The following is a 15345-nucleotide window of genomic DNA, read 5'->3' on the forward strand; positions in this document are numbered from 1 at the left end:
GCATGATTCGGGTTCTCGTCGTCGATGATTCGGCCTTGATGCGCCAGCTTTTGACCGAGATCCTGAATTCGGCACCAGACATCGAGGTCGTGGGCAGTGCCCAGGATCCCTATGTGGCGCGCGAGCGCATCAAGGCGCTCAATCCCGATGTGCTCACACTCGATGTCGAGATGCCGCGCATGGATGGCCTGACCTTTCTGCGCAACCTCATGCGGCTGCGTCCGATGCCGGTGGTGATGGTCTCCTCGCTCACGGCCCAGGGGGCCGAGGTGACGCTGCAGGCGCTCGAGCTGGGCGCGGTGGATTTCGTGCGTAAGCCGGATGGACCGATGGCCACCGGGATACGCGAGTATGCCGACGAGCTGATCGAAAAGATCCGGATGGCCTCAACCATCAAGGTCAAGCCCCTGCGGGCGGCGCCGGCGACGATGAGCCAATCACAGCCCGCGCGCGCCGCCCCATCGTTTCGCACCACCGACCGCATCCTGGCCATCGGCGCCTCGACCGGCGGTACCGAGGCGATCAAGGAGGTCCTAATGCGCCTGCCGCCCGACACGCCAGGCGTGGTCATCGCCCAACACATCCCACCTGGCTTCAGCGCCGCCTTCGCCGAGCGCATGAACCGTCAGACCGGGCTGGTCGTCAAGGAGGCTGCCGACGGCGATCACGTCCTGCTGGGTCACGCCTATATCGCTCCAGGCGATTACCATCTGCAGCTTGCCCGCGACGGCGCGCGCTATATCTGCCGGCTCGATCGCGGTGAGCCGGTCAACCGTCATCGGCCCAGTGTCGACGTACTCTTCCGCTCGGTGGCCAAGGCCGCCGGAACCAATGCCGCTGCGGCCCTCCTCACTGGCATGGGCGCCGATGGCGCGCAGGGGCTCAAGGAATTGCGTGACCTTGGGGTCCATACCATCGCCCAGGATGAGGCGACCAGCGTGGTCTGGGGGATGCCCGGCGAGGCGGTCAAGCGAGGTGGCGCCGTCGAGGTGTTGCCCCTGCCAGAGATCGCGGCGGCCCTGCTCAGAGGGCTCACGGCCAAGCGCCAATATTGAGCAAAGTATCATCCATCGGGAGTATCTGAATGAGCGTCACATCGCGTATCGATCGGGAGAAGGGTGTGGTGACCATCGCCATCGACGGGCGTTTTGACTTTGCGCAACACAAGGACTTCAGGAACGCCTACAAGGACGTTGCCCCAGGATCGATGCGGTTCGTCGTCGATCTATCCAGGGCATCCTATCTGGACAGCTCGGCCCTTGGGATGCTGCTTCTGTTGCGTGAGCACGTTGGCGGCGATCCAGATCGCGTGCGCCTCATCGGGAGCAGTGAGGAGGTGCGCCGGGTGCTCAAGATCGCCAATTTCGACAGGCTCTTCCGTCTCGATTGAGGCCGGCAGGGCAGATCCAGCATCCCCGCGACAGGCTCATTGGGCGATAAAGTCGGTGAAATAGATTGCGCTGATCGCCGGGCGCCCGGTCTGTTCCATCATGGTCTTGCGCAGGCTGTCGAGCAACTCGATCCGCAGTTGCTCGCGCGCATCTGGAGTGCTGATCGACTCGAGCTCGCGCCCGCCGAGCAAGCTGATCATGCGGTCGCGCAGACGCGGCATGTGTTGAGTGATCAAGTCGGCGTCGCTTTGGGTGTCGACGAAGAACTGTAGGCTCAGTTTCAGATAGGTTCGCGGCTTGGCGAGATTGACGATCAGCGGATCCACGGCCATATAGCCAGGATAGGGCGAGGCAGCCCCTTCCTTGTCTTCTTTTCCCGAACCGGCCTGGGGCGCTGTGGAGACCAGGCACAGGGCCAATAGATAGGCGATCTTGGGTTGAGTGCGTATCATCTTGCAACCTGTTGATTTGACTCGATTTTGAAGATGGAGACGGCCTGCACCAGTTCGCGTGCCTGATCCTGCAGGCTCTCGGTCGCCGCAGCGGCCTGCTCGACCAGGGCCGCGTTCTGCTGGGTCATGGCATCGATCTGGGTGATCGACTGGGTCACCTGGGCGATGCCGCTCGACTGCTCGAGGCTGGCATCGGCGATCTCGGCGATCAGCGCCGCGACCTGACGGAAGCCTGCGACCACCTCGTCCATCTCGACACCGGCCTGATAGGCCAGCTTGACACCACCCTCGACCTTGGTCATCGAATCTAGGATCAGGGTCTTGATCTCCTTGGCGGCCTGGGCGCTGCGCTGGGCCAGGTTGCGCACCTCGGCGGCGACCACGGCAAAGCCGCGACCTTGCTCGCCCGCGCGCGCGGCCTCGACCGCAGCATTGAGGGCCAGGATATTGGTCTGGAAGGCGATGCCGTCGATGACACCGATGATGTCGGCGATGCGCCGGCTCGCCTCCTGGATGGCGTTCATGGTCCCGACCACGGAGCGCACGGTCTCGCCGCTGCGCTGGATCCGCTGGTTGGCGGTCGAGGCCAGCTCATTGGCCTGCTGGGCGTTGTGGGCATTTCGCTGGACGCTGGTATTGAAGCGCTCCATGGAGCTTGCGGTCTGCTCCAGCGAGCTGGCCTGGGATTCGGTGCGGGCCGAGAGGTCCAGATTGCCAGAGGCCAGTTCCTGGGCGGCACTGTTGATCGCGGCGCTCGCCTCCAGGATCTGTCCGACCACCTCGCGCAACCGGGTCAGGGTGGCATTGGTATCGGACTTGAGCTGTCCGAAGGTCCCGGCATACTCGGCCTGGATGTCCTGGGTCAGATCACCCTGGGCGATGGCATTCATGACGTGCGCCAGGTCATCGAGTCCTGAGGAGACGATCGCCAAGAGCTGGTTGAGTCCTTCGCTCAGGTGGCGGAAGAAGCCGCGCTTGCCCGTCAGCTCCAGACGACCGCTGAAGTCGCCTTGGACGGCGGCCTCGACCAGGGCGCCGAGCTCGGTTTCGACCTGATCCTCGAGGGTGCGATCCGTCCATTCGATCACCGAACCGAGCCGCTCACCCTGGTCGTTGAACACTGGATTGAGCACCCGCCTAAACAGGCGCCCACCGAGTCGGATCTCCTCGATCCGCTCGGCGGTCAGTTCGGCAAGCGCGGTCTGCCCGGATGCCCTTGGCGGTTGGAGCGCGGCAAAGGGGCTGCCGAGCAGGTTGGCGGCGCGGAAGTTGGGCAGATCGCGCCGGAGGTCGGGCTCTGAGTCGTGCATGAGCCGATTCATGGCGGCGTTCATATAGAGGATGTCTCCGTGTGCATCGACCACCATGACCTGGGTCGAGGCCTTGTCGAGCGCGTTCTGGATGCGCCGACTCTCGGCGGCCAGCCGGCGCTCGCGCTCGATCCGCTCGCGCAGCTCGTGCTGCATGTGCTTCATGGCGGCGAGCAGGCTGGTGGTGTCGCCGGGGCGGGTCTGGATCTCCTGGTCGAGGATGCCCTGGGCGATGGTCTGTGCCACCTCGACCGCGAAGGCCGGCTCGCCGCCCATCTGACGTAAAATACCGCGTACGATCAGCACCCCGAGGCCAAAGGTGACCACAAGGGTCAGCCCGGTCAGCCCCAAGAAGGCGATCAGACTCATCCGGGCATGCTGGATCTCGGCGGTCACGGCCGCGGCGATGTCCTGGGAAAAGCGCTCCTCGACCGCGCGCAGGCGGTCGATCTTGGTGGTGATCTGGTCGAACCAGCGTTCGGCCTCATAGTCGAGCGCAGCCCCTGGTCCCCGCTCCCGCACCAGGCGCTCGACCTGCTCGACCTCCTTGATGCTCGGGTGATCGAGCGCGGATTCGAGCGCGGCGCGCTGTTCAGGTGTGGCAAAGGCCAGGGTCAGGCGCTGGAAATTGGCCTGGTCACTCAAGAGCGTGAGCAGGATCTCATAGTTGGGGGCCGTGATCTGGCCGGCGCCGAAGGCACCCGAGAGGAGCGCCCGTTCTTGACCATTGCGTTCCTTGAGATAGAGCAGGGTACTTTTGGCATTGGCCAGGCGGGCGAGCTGGGCCTCGGGCAATTCGTTGCTGGAACGGGTGGCGACCTCGAGCAGCTCGGCGATGAGCGCGCTGTAGGTCTGGAACGACTCGGGTGGAGGGATCTCGAACCGGTCGATGCGCGTGCGCAGTTCGGCGATCCGGTCGAGGCCGCGGAGGGCGGCCTGGAGCAGTTGGCTGTAGTCCGGGGCTGTTTGCTTGAGATCGACGACGGCGAAGGCCGCATTCAGGGCATTGATCGCGCGGTCTGAGGCGGCGCGTTGCCCCGGCAGCCGGTCGGCAAACTTCGCGCCCCGGCTGGCGAGGAACCCGGACGACATGCCCCGTTCCTTTTGGAGCTCGTGCACCACCTCGCCCAGGGCCGTCACCAGCGCAGCCAGGTCCTGGGCATGGTGAAGCGCCTGGATCCCGGTATTCAGACGCAGGGCGCCGATCACAGTCAGGGCCACGAGCGCCAGGGCAGGGACGCCGGCCAGCAGCAACAGCTTGGTTTTGATCTTGAGCTGGTTGAGCATCTTGAATAGGGGCGCGGTGGGGGCTTTGGGTTTGAAAGGTGGGATGATGGCACAGATGGTTCGAGTGGATAAAGGACCTGCAGCGCGCAAACCAGAGGTTGCGACCGCGATGCGCGACCTGATCCGGCGCGTGCGTGCCGAGCTCCCGTTTGCAGCGCCCGAGGCCCAGGTGTGCACCGGGGTCTGTCAGGGCTGTTCGCGCAAGCTGCTCGAGTTTTTGGCCAGTGAACTCGATGGCTGGGAACAGCAGCTTGAGGCCGGCGCACGCCCGGGGTTGAGAGAGCTGTCACAGCTGATGCAGACCTGCCGCAAGGTGCAGCGTATCCTGATCCGCAATGGGTTGATCGCGGCGGGGGGCGAGGCGCCGCCTGGATCACGCCCGGTGGCACGCTTGGAGACGGCTTGAGACTGTGCCAGCATCGCCTTCGCCACCTTACTCCGGCCCCCAGATCCCTTCCTTTGGTCTTTTGGGGTAACGCCCAGGTCGATCCAGGCCTGGGCTGATCGCGGCTGATTGCCGCGCCGGGGCATCCAGACCCCGGATAAACCCGGCCTTTTTAAGGGCCGAGTCAGTAGATCCACGATTACAGCGAGGCCACTATGCCGTACCCGACCATCGCCGACCAGATCGGCCGTACCCCCCTGGTGCGACTCCAGCACCTACCGGGCGCGACTAACAACCTGGTCCTCGTCAAGCTCGAGGGCAACAATCCGGCCGGCTCGGTCAAGGACCGCCCGGCGCTCAATATGATCCAACGCGCCGAGGCGCGCGGCACCATCCGTCCCGGCGATACCCTGATCGAGGCCACTAGTGGCAACACCGGCATTGCCCTGGCGATGGTCGCGGCCGCCAAGGGCTACCGGCTGCGGCTGATCATGCCCGAGCAGATGAGCGAGGAGCGCCGGGGCATCATGCGTGCCTTCGGGGCCGAGATCCTGCTCACACCCAAGGATGGCGGTATGGAGGCGGCCATCGACCTGGCACGCGCCCTGGAGGCACGCGGGGAGGGGGTCCGGCTCGATCAGTTCTCCAACCCCGACAACCCTGCCGCCCATTATGAGACCACAGGCCCCGAGATCTGGCACGACACCCAGGGCCGCATCACCCATTTCGTCAGCGCCATGGGCACCACGGGCACCATCATGGGTACGGGCCGCTATCTCAAGGAACAGAACCCGGCGATCCAGATCGTCGGCGTCCATCCGGAAGAGGGCTCGAACATCCCAGGTATCCGGCGCTGGCCGGCGGACTATCTGCCGAAGATCTATGACCCGGCGCGCGTCGATCGGATCATCGAAGTCTCCCAGGCCCTAGCCGAACAGACCGCCCGCGACCTGGCCGCACGCGAGGGACTCTTCGTCGGTATCTCATCCGGGGGGGCAGTAGCGGCGACACTCAGGCTGTCTCAAGAGGTGAGGGAGGCAGTGATCGTGGTCATCGCCTGCGATCGCGGCGATCGCTATCTCTCGACCGGGGTCTTTCCGGCCTGATCGACCTCCAGCCTCGAGTGTTCCTCCTGATGGAAGGGCGCGCCTAGACGCACCCTCGGGCCCGGTCAAGGACGGGGTGGTGGGGCAAACAGCGGCAACAGATGGTGGATGATGCCTGCCGGGCCTGGATCAGGCGGCGGGGCCGGATGTGGCCGGGGTGGTCTGGGTGGTCTGGGAGGGAGATCAGGACCATCCACATCCCAGGGGGCTCCCGGTGGGTGAGGGGGAGGTGCGGGTCTGTCCGGACCTCTGGGTGGTGGTCCTCCCCCGGGTTCGCCTGGCCGCTGGGCGATCAGGACAGCCTGATTCGAGACAGGGTGGGATTCGATTTCCAGGAGCGGCGCCTGGATGGCGGCTTGCCCCCCCGAGGCGACCATCACCAAGGCCAGGATTGGGATCGATCGGTACATCGGCGACTCCTTACTAAAATGGGCGGTGACAGGGACGATCGTGCGACCGCGCCCTCACTTTAATCCTACGCCCTACTGAAACTAAATTCACCTTGATCATACTGTCCCAACCGCGGGGTTGGGATGTTATGATGTCCATACTCGACGCACTGGCGGTTGAGCACGCTCAACCTTGGTTTGTGCGTCTTGGTTCCATGAAAGATAAGGTTGATCTCCGCCGTATCGAATCTCAAAGATGTTGGGTGGCGGCTTGAGGATGGATACGGCATGGTCCGGAATACGGTCTTTTCCTTCAGTCTCTTCGATACGCTCGTGACCTACCGCACCGCAACGGCGCGCGGCGTGCTCTGTGTCTTGAACCACGAGCTGCATCTCCGGCAGGACCTTGGGCTGCCGCTCCAACTCGTCGAGGAATTCCTGGAGGTTCGCACCAAGGCCGACTATGAGGCACGCCATCCGACTGGGATAGAGAAGCCGGTCGCGGTCTGTCTCGACCAGATCTACGCCCGCATCGCTCAGCGTTACCCCGAGCTCGACCCGAGACTGATCGCTAGGATTCGCCAGCTCGAACTGGAGCTGACGGCCGAGCTCTTGGTCGGCATCCCTGAGAACATCACCCGCGTTCACCGCTTGCTCGAGGCGGGCAAACGGGTGGTATTGATCTCGGATACGGCGTTTACGTCCAACGAGGTCAAACATCTGTTGTCTGGGATCGATACGCGACTGGCCTCCTGTCCCTGTTACGTGTCTGCGGATCTAGGCTTGACCAAGCACTCGGGTGAACTGTTCAGGCACGTGCTTCAAACCGAGGGCTTGACGCCTAAGCAGTTGATCCATCTCGGCGCTGATGACTGGGCCGATGTGCGGATGGCGCGCACCCTGGGCATCTCGGCTGAACTCTACCCAGGTGCCCATCTGTCCGAGATTGAGTCTGTCTATCACGAGGAGGACAGTCTGTTCTCCCAGCTATTGGGCGGCACCTCAAAGATCTATCGGATCCTGCATCCGAATGCCTCGCCGCCGGCCTTGATCGGGGCTGGACTCGCGGGACCGCTGTTTTATGGCTTTATCCGCGATACCCTGGACCAGGCGCAACAGCGCGGCATCCGGCGACTCTATTTCATCGCCCGCGACGGCATGATCTTTCTGCGCCTCGCGCGCGCCATCGCCCGTGAGTGTGGACTCGATCTGGATCTGCGTTATCTGTATGGCTCTAGGCGCGCCTTCCGTCTGCCTTCGGTGTTCGAGCTCACGCCGCGCGAGTATCGCTGGTTGGCCGAGCGTATCCCCAAGTTGTCGCTCGCCATGCTCGCCGAGCGCATCGACCTGCGTGCGGAGGAGTTGCGCGCCCATCTCCCCGAGGCGCTGCGTGCGCGCCTGATCGATCTGGACGCCTCACTCCCCGAGTCGCTGATCCGGGAGATCCTCGCGCACTTTAATACCATTCCAGCCATCCGGGAGGCGATTCTCGGTAACGCCCAGCGTGCGCGCGATCTGCTCATCGCCTATCTAGAACAGGAGGGGTTTTTCGATGCCGGACCGGTCGGGACCATCGATATCGGTTGGATGGGCGGCAGTCAGGACTCGCTCTACAAGATCGCTGCTTCGCATAAACCTGATATCGAGATCCACGGCTTCTATTTTGGGCTGTTCCACTATTCGCACTACACCAGCGCGCGCAATCGCAAGACCGCCTATGCCATCCGGCCAAACCATGTGGAGGACAATATCGTCGCGCTCCATACCGAACTCTTGGCACAGGCCGATCATGGTCAGACGGTCGGCTACGAGCGCCAAGCAGATGGGCGGGTCGTGCCCCGGCTGCGCGATGATGGTGGCCATCTGCGCGACTGGGGCATCGCTGAGTTTTTGGATGGCGCTGAGTGGTTTGCCACTGAGTATGCGCGACTGGCTGGGCGCTATCCGCTCCTCACCGAGCATTTCGACGCCATCCTACCGCGTCTGCTGGCGCTCATGCGCAAGCCGCCGCGCCTGATTGCCGAGACACTGGGTCGTGTGCCCTATTCGGGGGATCACTGCGATCTTGCGTTGCGTGAGTCGGCGCCGGCCTTTGGGTTGGGTGAGGCCCTCGACTATGTATTCCGGCGCCGCTACGAAGAACGACGGCTCATGACCGAGTGGTACGAAGCAAGCCTGGTGCGTAGTCCACCCCTGGTGCGTCTGATTTTGAGTCTGTATCCGACCGTGCAGCGGCTTAAGGTCTTCATCAAACACAGCGCGCTCGATGGAGCGCGCAGGGCCCAGCGATGGTATACGCACCTCACCGCCCTGTGGCGGGCGCTGGGATGGCGCCTCTACCCTGGGATTGGACCGGCACGCCTGCGCGATCGTCCTTGAGGCCCTCTCGAAACCACTCAGGCGACCTCATTGTGGCTCGCCGTTTTTTGCACCCTGGAGCCTTATGCATTCTCCCACTGTCAGCCTGGCGCTGCCCGTTTATAACGTTGCCCCCTATCTGCGGGACTGTCTGGATTCGATCATCACCCAGGACTTTACCGATCTCGAGATCCTCTGTGTCAACGACGGCTCGACCGATGAGTCGCCCGCGATCCTCGCTGAGTACGCACAGCGCGATCCGCGCATCCGCATCGTCCATCAGACCAACCGCGGTCTGGCCTCGACGCGCAATACGGCCTTGGACCATGTCCGGGGGCGTTATCTGCTGCACGTCGATTCAGACGACATGCTGCGCCCAGGGGCCATCACGCGCCTGGTCGAGGAGATCGAGCGCACCGGGGCCGATTTCATCGTCTTTCAGCATGTCATGTTCGAAGAGGGACGCGAGTTCGACAACTGGTACTACGATTTCGACAGCTGGAGCCTGGAACCCAAGACCCGGCTCGAGCAAAAGCTCGAGATCCTGCATTACCACTACACCTGGTCGAAGTTCTTCCGCATGGCGTTTTTGCACAGACACAACTTCCGCTTTCCGGACGGTCTACAATTCGACGACAACGTCTATCATTGGCAGGTGCTGCTGGCGGCCGAAAAGGTCGTGGTCCTGCCCGAAAAGCTCTACAAATACCGGATGCGTCCGGGTTCGATCATGTGGCACCGCGGGCGCCATCACCTCGACATCTTTCGCATCTTCAAGGAAGGGATCGCGCTCTTTCGCGCCCAGGGCGTCTATGAGGCAGTGTTCCAGGACTTCATGCAGTACAAGATGGGCCTGCAATATTTCTGGACCCGCGACATCGAGCCGCGTTTCCGGTATCTCGCCTATCGCGGCATCCTCGACGGACTCTCGTCCGACGAGGAGCGCTTCGTGCGCGACTATCCGCATCTGCTCGACCCCGAGGCGATCCGCTTCTATGAGCGCATCTTCGCCTCGCCGCTCTACCGCCGCGGCGCCCACCGGGCGCTGGCCCTGCAGCTGACGGCTCAACGGTATCTGTCATCCGGGCGCGCACGTCTGCGCACTCGGATCCGCAGCCTTCGCCATCAGTTCACACAACATCCACGCCTTCAGGCCCTCAAACACCGACTTGGTCAGCGGTTCATGGATCCGCGCTGTCTGGATCTGTTCCACAATTACCAGACGGTGGCGACCTATTGGGTCCATTTCTGGCGCGAGTATCTGCGTGTCCAGCATGCAGACATCCCCGAGCGCCTGGCGACCCTCCAACGTGGTCTGTCCGAGAACGACCGCGCCCTGGTCGAGACCTTCGTGCGCATCTATGACGACTATCTGCCCGCCTGTCCGGATTACAGCCGCTTTTTGCTCCACAAGGAGCTGTTGTGGCGTCCATCCGAGCGCTTCCGCCAAAATACCCGTCCAGCACCCCGGGTTGCCGCGCGCTATCAGGCATTTTTGGACGAATACCCCTGGCTCTCGGCCGAGGTGTTCGAGGCGCTCTATGGTCTGAAGGCCTTTCCGCGCACCATCCAGGCCCGCATCCGCGCCGGGGGCGATGTGATCGATGGTGGGGCCTTCATCGGCGACTCGGCGGTGCAGTTGGCGGAGGCCTGCCCGCAGGCCCGGGTGTTGGCGCTCGAGCCCGATCCGGTCAATTTCAAACGTCTGTGTGAGAACATCACACGTTTCGGTCTCGAGGGGCGTATCCTCCCCGAACCCCTGGGGCTACACGACCATCGCGGCCATTTCGAGATCCAGCACCATGGTGCCCACGACTTCCCCGATCAGGGCAGCAGTCTGCTGAGCGATTTCCGCGACGAGGTCACCCATGGCGGCGTGAGTCGGGTGCGCTGCGAATTCGATACCATCGATGCCCTGGTCGAGCGTCATGGCTTGCGCCCGGTACTCATCAAGCTCGACATCGAGGGACTGGAACAGGAGGCCTTGCGCGGCGCCGTCGCGACCCTCAGGCGTTATCGCCCGGCCCTCATCGTCAGTGTTTATCACCATCCCAAGGACTTTTTCGAGATCAAGCCCTGGCTCGAGTCGCTGGGGTTTGGCTATTACTTCGGCTTCAGGCGTCTGGATCTAAATTCACCGGTTGCCGACTTCGTGCTGATCTGTTATCCGCGACTCGACACCCTTGGGGTGGGCGAGTCGGTGTCCTGATCCAAACCATGCGGATCGACCCCTATGAAGACATTACATAAACGGGTCCTGGTCACCGGTGGGGCCGGGTTTCTCGGCAGCCGGTTGTGCGCGCGCTTGATCGCGGAGGACTGCGAGGTCCTGTGCGTCGATAACTTCTATACCGCCACCAAGGACAACATCAGCCATTTGCTCGGCCATCCGCACTTCGAGCTGATGCGCCACGACATCACCTTTCCGCTCTATGTCGAGGTCGATGAGATCTACAATCTCGCCTGTCCTGCCTCGCCTATTCATTATCAGATCGACCCGGTCCAGACCACCAAGACCAGCGTGCACGGCGCCATCAACATGCTGGGTCTGGCCAAGCGGACCAAGGCGCGGATCCTGCAGGCCTCGACCAGCGAGGTCTATGGTGATCCTGAGTGTCATCCGCAGACCGAGACCTATTGGGGCCGGGTCAATCCCATCGGCCCGCGCGCCTGTTACGACGAGGGCAAACGCTGCGCCGAGACCCTATTCTTTGACTATCACCGCCAGCACCGGCTCGAGATCAAGGTCGCGCGCATCTTTAACACCTATGGTCCGGGGATGCATCCGAACGATGGACGGGTGGTGTCGAACTTCATCGTCCAGGCGCTCAAGGGTGAGCCGATCACCCTCTATGGCGACGGTTCGCAGACGCGCTCGTTCTGTTTCGTCGACGACATGATCGAGGGCCTTCTGCGGCTCATGGCCAGCCCGGCCGAGATCACGGGACCGATCAATCTAGGCAACCCTACCGAGCTGAGCATGCGCCAACTGGCCGAGCACATCCGCGAACTCACGGGCTCCAGGTCTGAATTCGTCTACCGGCCACTGCCACAGGACGACCCGACCCAGCGTCAGCCCGACATCACCCGGGCACGCGAGCTCCTCGGTTGGGAGCCGCGGGTGTCGCTTGAGGAGGGGCTCAAGCAGACCATCCTCTATTTTGAAGACCTGTTGCGGCGGGGGTTGGCATGATCCCGATCCTGGTGACGGGTGGCGCCGGCTATATCGGCAGCCACACCTGCAAGGCGCTGGCCCAGGCCGGCTATCGTCCGATTGCGCTCGACAACCTGGTCTATGGTCATGAATGGGCGGTACGCTGGGGACCGCTCGTGATCGGCGACATCAGCGACCGCGCCTGTCTGGACGCGGTGATCGAACGCCATCGTCCTGAGGCGGTGGTCCATTTCGCTGCCTATGCCTATGTCGGCGAGTCGGTGCGCGATCCGGGGCGCTATTACCGCAACAATGTCGCTGGGACCCTGACCCTGCTCGAGGCCATGCGCGATCACGCCATCCCGCATATCGTCTTTTCGAGCACCTGCGCGACCTATGGCATCCCCGAGCGGACCCCGATCACCGAGGACCATCCGCAGCGCCCGATCAATCCCTATGGTGCCTCCAAGCTGATGGTCGAGCGGATACTGGCCGACTTCGAGCAGGCGCATGGTCTGCGCTGGATCGCGCTGCGCTATTTCAATGCCGCCGGGGCCGATCCCGAGGGCGAGATCGGCGAGGATCACGACCCCGAGACCCATCTCATCCCACTGGCACTCCAGGCGGTCGCTGGACGCGGCCCCAGGCTCCAGGTCTTCGGCACCGACTATCCAACCCCGGACGGGAGCTGTATCCGCGACTATATCCATGTCGCCGATCTGGCCAGGGCCCATGTCGAGGGTCTTGCCCATCTGCGCGCGGGCGCGGTGAGCGGCGCCTTCAATCTCGGGACCGGGCAGGGGTCCTCGGTGCTGGAGGTCATCGCCGCCATCGAGCGCGTCACTGGTCGCCCGGTCCCCTACGAGATCGGCCCGCGCCGTCCCGGCGATCCGCCGGTGCTCTATGCCGATGCCGATAAGGCGCGGCGTCTGCTCGGTTGGGTGCCGCGTTATCGCACGCTGGATGAGATCATCGAACATGCCTGGAGATGGCATCAGTCCAGATGATCTATTCATTCGATCTCTTCGATACCCTGATCACCCGCCGGGTCGCCACCCCCCGGGGGGTCTTCGTCTATCTCCAACGCGAGTTGCTGGCCGATCCCCAGGGGCTGCCGCTCGAACTCTGCCGGCGCTTCGCTCAGGAGCGGGTGGCGGCCGAGTATGCGGCCCGGATCGAGGCCCGCGCGCGCGATCCCAAGGCCGCACTTCAAGTCGAGGAGATCGATTTTGCCGACATCTATGCCTGTCTCGGGCGGCGACATAGACTCAAAGAGGGCGACATCGCGCGTCTGATGGGGCTCGAGCTGGCTGCCGAGGCCGAGTTGCTCTATGGCGTCCCCGAGATGCTGGCACGGTTCCATGCCCTGGTCGAACGCGGCGAGCGGGTGGTGCTGATCTCGGACATGTATCTGCGCCCGCAGGATCTCAAACGCCTGCTCGATGGGATCGATCCGTTCCTGCTGGAGGCGGCACCGCTCTATCTCTCCTCCGAGGTCAAGCTCAACAAGGCCTCAGGGCGGCTGTTTGCGCATGTGGCCGAGGTCGAGGGTGTGGCGCTCAGCGAGATCCAGCATATCGGCGACAACCCGATCAGCGATGTCCTACGCCCGCGCGAGCTGGGCTGTCAGGCGACCCTGTTTGCGGCCTGTCATCTGACGCCCGACGAGACCTTCGGCGCCAATGAGGACGACTTCGGCTGGCAGGTCTCGGCGGGACTCTTTCGCGAGGGCCGTCTAACGCTCGACTCCGAGCGCGCCCGCCTGGGTGCCCTCTATGCCGCGCCTCTGCTGGTGCCCTTCGTGCATTGGGTGATCGCTCAGGCGCGCGTCCAAGGCCACGAGCGGCTTTATTTTCTGGCACGCGATGGTCAGGTGCTGCTCGAGATCGCCCGCCGGCTCGAACCGGACGACCTGGAGCTCCGCTATCTATACGCCTCGCGTCTCGCCTGTCATCGCTGCGTCGATCAGGATTATGCCGCCTTGGTGGATTGGATCCTGGTCTCGCACCGCGAGCTCTCGCTCCTCGATATCGCCCAGCGTCTGAGCGCCCGGCCCGAGACCCTCGTCGAACAGCTCCAGGCGCTCACCGGTCTCCAGGGGGCGCCCGAGGCGCCGCTGGCGGCCCGTACCCGGCGACGTCTGCGCCATCAGTTCCTCTCCGACCCCGAACTCAAGGCGCTCGTCCTCGAACAGTCGGCCCTGGAGCGCGCGCATCTGCTGGGCTATCTGGATCAGGAAGGGCTGACTGCCGGCGATCCGGTCTGTCTGGTCGATGTCGGTTGGAGCGGCACCATCCAGGATTCGTTACATGCGATTGTGAACGCGAGGGGTCCGGGACAAGTCCGCTTCCAGGGGCTGTATTGGGGACTGATGGCCGAGGGGCGCGCCGACCCACTCAGCAACCGCAAGACCGCCTTTGCCTTTGAGCCCGGTCAGTTCTGGCGTGACCCGACCGCTCTGCGTGAGCTCGTCGAATGCCTCACCGCTGCCGATCATGGCACCACCCTGGGCTATGCCCTAGGCGACGGCGTCTATTATCCCCTCCTCAATGCCGAGGGCGAGGAGATCCGATCCTGGGGGCTCGATGCGCTGCGCGCCGGTATCCACTGGTTCAGCGCGCGTCTTAGTCAGTGGCTGACGCCGCCCGAGATCCTGGCGCTCATGCCCCATTCCTTCGCTCGCCTGCAATTCCTGGTCGAGCACCCGAGCGCATTGCTGGCGCGCGCAATCGGCGACTTCCCCTATTCGCCCGATCCAAGCGGGCGGCTGCGTCCATTCGCCCCGCCGCTGAGCCTCTCTGAGGCCCTAGGCTATCACCTCGGTGCACGTACCAGACGCGGCGAGATCACCCGCTGGCGCCAGGGTAGTCTGGCCAACAGCACAACCCTGGTCCGTCTCTTGATGTCATCCAAGGTCGTCCGGCTCTCTGGCCTGCTGCGTGCCCTTCATCCGTACCAGCTGGTGCGGATCCTGCCCTATCCGGCGCTGATGTGGCTCAAGCGACGACTCCCAGCCCCGCTGCTTCGAACCGCGCGCGCCATGCTGAGGATGTGAGGGTGGTTGCCGGATTGGGTGATCACTCGATATTCTGTTGCACCGCACAAGAGAATGGATCCCTGCCAAGATGCCGACTCCCAGACCTGTGTTTCTCGAGCTGTGGCGAATCAAGCTGCCACTCTCAGGTGTCGTCTCCATCCTCCATCGCGTCAGCGGTGTGCTCATGGTACTCGCCATCCCGGTCGTCGCCATCCTGTTCCATCAGGCCTTGTCCGGACCCGAGGGCTTCGCGGCGACCGTCGCCGTCCTAGAGGCCTGGCCCACCAAACTGACGCTGCTCGGACTGCTCTGGGCGCTGTTCCATCATCTGATGGCCGGGATCCGTCATCTGTTCCTGGACTACGGCGTCGGCCTCGACCGTGCGCAGTCACGCCAGACTGCCCGCCTCACGCTCCAGGCCGCTCCCGTGCTGCTGGTGCTGTCCATCATCCTGTCGTTCCTGCTGGGAGACTGAA

Annotated in this window: 12 protein-coding genes; 10 read left to right on the forward strand and 2 right to left on the reverse strand. The window is 63.5% G+C overall.

The window, feature by feature from the left end; genetic code table 11:
- Nucleotides 1–2: 2 nt before the first annotated feature.
- Nucleotides 3–1055, forward strand: a complete 1053-nt coding sequence (locus E6P07_RS05725) for a protein-glutamate methylesterase/protein-glutamine glutaminase (RefSeq protein WP_153974722.1) — start codon at nt 3–5, stop codon at nt 1053–1055.
- 29 nt (nt 1056–1084) lie between these two features.
- Entirely contained in the window at nt 1085–1390 is a 306-nt protein-coding gene (locus E6P07_RS05730; RefSeq protein ID WP_153974723.1) for an STAS domain-containing protein, read from the forward strand.
- A gap of 36 nt (nt 1391–1426) precedes the next feature.
- On the opposite strand, the gene E6P07_RS05735 is transcribed toward E6P07_RS05730, so the two are convergent.
- Nucleotides 1427–1843 carry a flagellar basal body-associated FliL family protein gene (locus tag E6P07_RS05735; protein WP_153974724.1) on the reverse strand — a complete coding sequence of 139 codons (417 nt, stop codon included), beginning with the start codon at nt 1841–1843 and terminating at the stop codon, nt 1427–1429.
- A complete protein-coding gene (locus E6P07_RS05740; RefSeq protein ID WP_153974725.1) occupies nt 1840–4440 on the reverse strand; it encodes a nitrate- and nitrite sensing domain-containing protein in 2601 nt (866 codons plus the stop codon). Before E6P07_RS05740 ends, E6P07_RS05735 begins: the two co-directional genes overlap by 4 nt.
- 109 nt (nt 4441–4549) lie before the next feature.
- Between E6P07_RS05740 and E6P07_RS05745 the strand changes: the two genes are divergently transcribed.
- The 8 genes from E6P07_RS05745 to sdhC all read left to right on the forward strand — a co-directional run bounded on the left by E6P07_RS05745 (nt 4550) and on the right by sdhC (nt 15344).
- The gene (locus tag E6P07_RS05745) at nt 4550–4846 is read left to right on the forward strand and encodes a hypothetical protein (RefSeq protein ID WP_246172948.1); all 297 of its coding nucleotides are present in this window, start codon (nt 4550–4552) and stop codon (nt 4844–4846) included.
- Between the two features lie 194 nt (nt 4847–5040).
- The gene (gene cysM / locus E6P07_RS05750; RefSeq protein WP_153974727.1) at nt 5041–5931 is read left to right on the forward strand and encodes a cysteine synthase CysM; all 891 of its coding nucleotides are present in this window, start codon (nt 5041–5043) and stop codon (nt 5929–5931) included.
- A 677-nt stretch (nt 5932–6608) separates the two neighbouring features.
- Nucleotides 6609–8699: an HAD family hydrolase gene (locus E6P07_RS05755; RefSeq protein WP_153974728.1), complete on the forward strand. Its 2091-nt coding sequence runs from the start codon at nt 6609–6611 to the stop codon at nt 8697–8699.
- 64 nt (nt 8700–8763) lie between these two features.
- Complete coding sequence (locus E6P07_RS05760; protein WP_162008611.1) at nt 8764–10887, forward strand: FkbM family methyltransferase; 2124 nt, start codon at nt 8764–8766, stop codon at nt 10885–10887.
- A gap of 24 nt (nt 10888–10911) precedes the next feature.
- Entirely contained in the window at nt 10912–11871 is a 960-nt protein-coding gene (locus E6P07_RS05765; protein WP_153974730.1) for a UDP-glucuronic acid decarboxylase family protein, read from the forward strand.
- On the forward strand, nt 11868–12839 hold the full coding sequence (gene galE, locus E6P07_RS05770) for a UDP-glucose 4-epimerase GalE (RefSeq protein ID WP_153974731.1): 972 nt from the start codon (nt 11868–11870) through the stop codon (nt 12837–12839). The genes E6P07_RS05765 and galE overlap by 4 nt, the downstream gene beginning before the upstream one ends.
- Nucleotides 12836–14887, forward strand: a complete 2052-nt coding sequence (locus tag E6P07_RS05775; RefSeq protein WP_153974732.1) for an HAD family hydrolase — start codon at nt 12836–12838, stop codon at nt 14885–14887. The genes galE and E6P07_RS05775 overlap by 4 nt, the downstream gene beginning before the upstream one ends.
- 70 nt (nt 14888–14957) lie before the next feature.
- Complete coding sequence (gene sdhC / locus E6P07_RS05780; protein ID WP_153974733.1) at nt 14958–15344, forward strand: succinate dehydrogenase, cytochrome b556 subunit; 387 nt, start codon at nt 14958–14960, stop codon at nt 15342–15344.
- Nucleotide 15345 lies beyond the last annotated feature (1 nt).

The organism is Thermochromatium tepidum ATCC 43061, from assembly GCF_009664085.1.
GTDB classification, from domain to species: Bacteria; Pseudomonadota; Gammaproteobacteria; order Chromatiales; family Chromatiaceae; genus Thermochromatium; species Thermochromatium tepidum.

Coding starts and splice junctions, on each gene's coding strand:
- E6P07_RS05725 (WP_153974722.1), top strand. CDS start 3: ATGATTCGGGTTCTCGTCGTCGATGATTCGGCCTTGATGCGCCAGCTT.
- E6P07_RS05730 (WP_153974723.1), top strand. CDS start 1,085: ATGAGCGTCACATCGCGTATCGATCGGGAGAAGGGTGTGGTGACCATC.
- E6P07_RS05735 (WP_153974724.1), bottom strand. CDS start 1,843: ATGATACGCACTCAACCCAAGATCGCCTATCTATTGGCCCTGTGCCTG.
- E6P07_RS05740 (WP_153974725.1), bottom strand. CDS start 4,440: ATGCTCAACCAGCTCAAGATCAAAACCAAGCTGTTGCTGCTGGCCGGC.
- E6P07_RS05745 (WP_246172948.1), top strand. CDS start 4,550: ATGCGCGACCTGATCCGGCGCGTGCGTGCCGAGCTCCCGTTTGCAGCG.
- cysM (WP_153974727.1), top strand. CDS start 5,041: ATGCCGTACCCGACCATCGCCGACCAGATCGGCCGTACCCCCCTGGTG.
- E6P07_RS05755 (WP_153974728.1), top strand. CDS start 6,609: ATGGTCCGGAATACGGTCTTTTCCTTCAGTCTCTTCGATACGCTCGTG.
- E6P07_RS05760 (WP_162008611.1), top strand. CDS start 8,764: ATGCATTCTCCCACTGTCAGCCTGGCGCTGCCCGTTTATAACGTTGCC.
- E6P07_RS05765 (WP_153974730.1), top strand. CDS start 10,912: ATGAAGACATTACATAAACGGGTCCTGGTCACCGGTGGGGCCGGGTTT.
- galE (WP_153974731.1), top strand. CDS start 11,868: ATGATCCCGATCCTGGTGACGGGTGGCGCCGGCTATATCGGCAGCCAC.
- E6P07_RS05775 (WP_153974732.1), top strand. CDS start 12,836: ATGATCTATTCATTCGATCTCTTCGATACCCTGATCACCCGCCGGGTC.
- sdhC (WP_153974733.1), top strand. CDS start 14,958: ATGCCGACTCCCAGACCTGTGTTTCTCGAGCTGTGGCGAATCAAGCTG.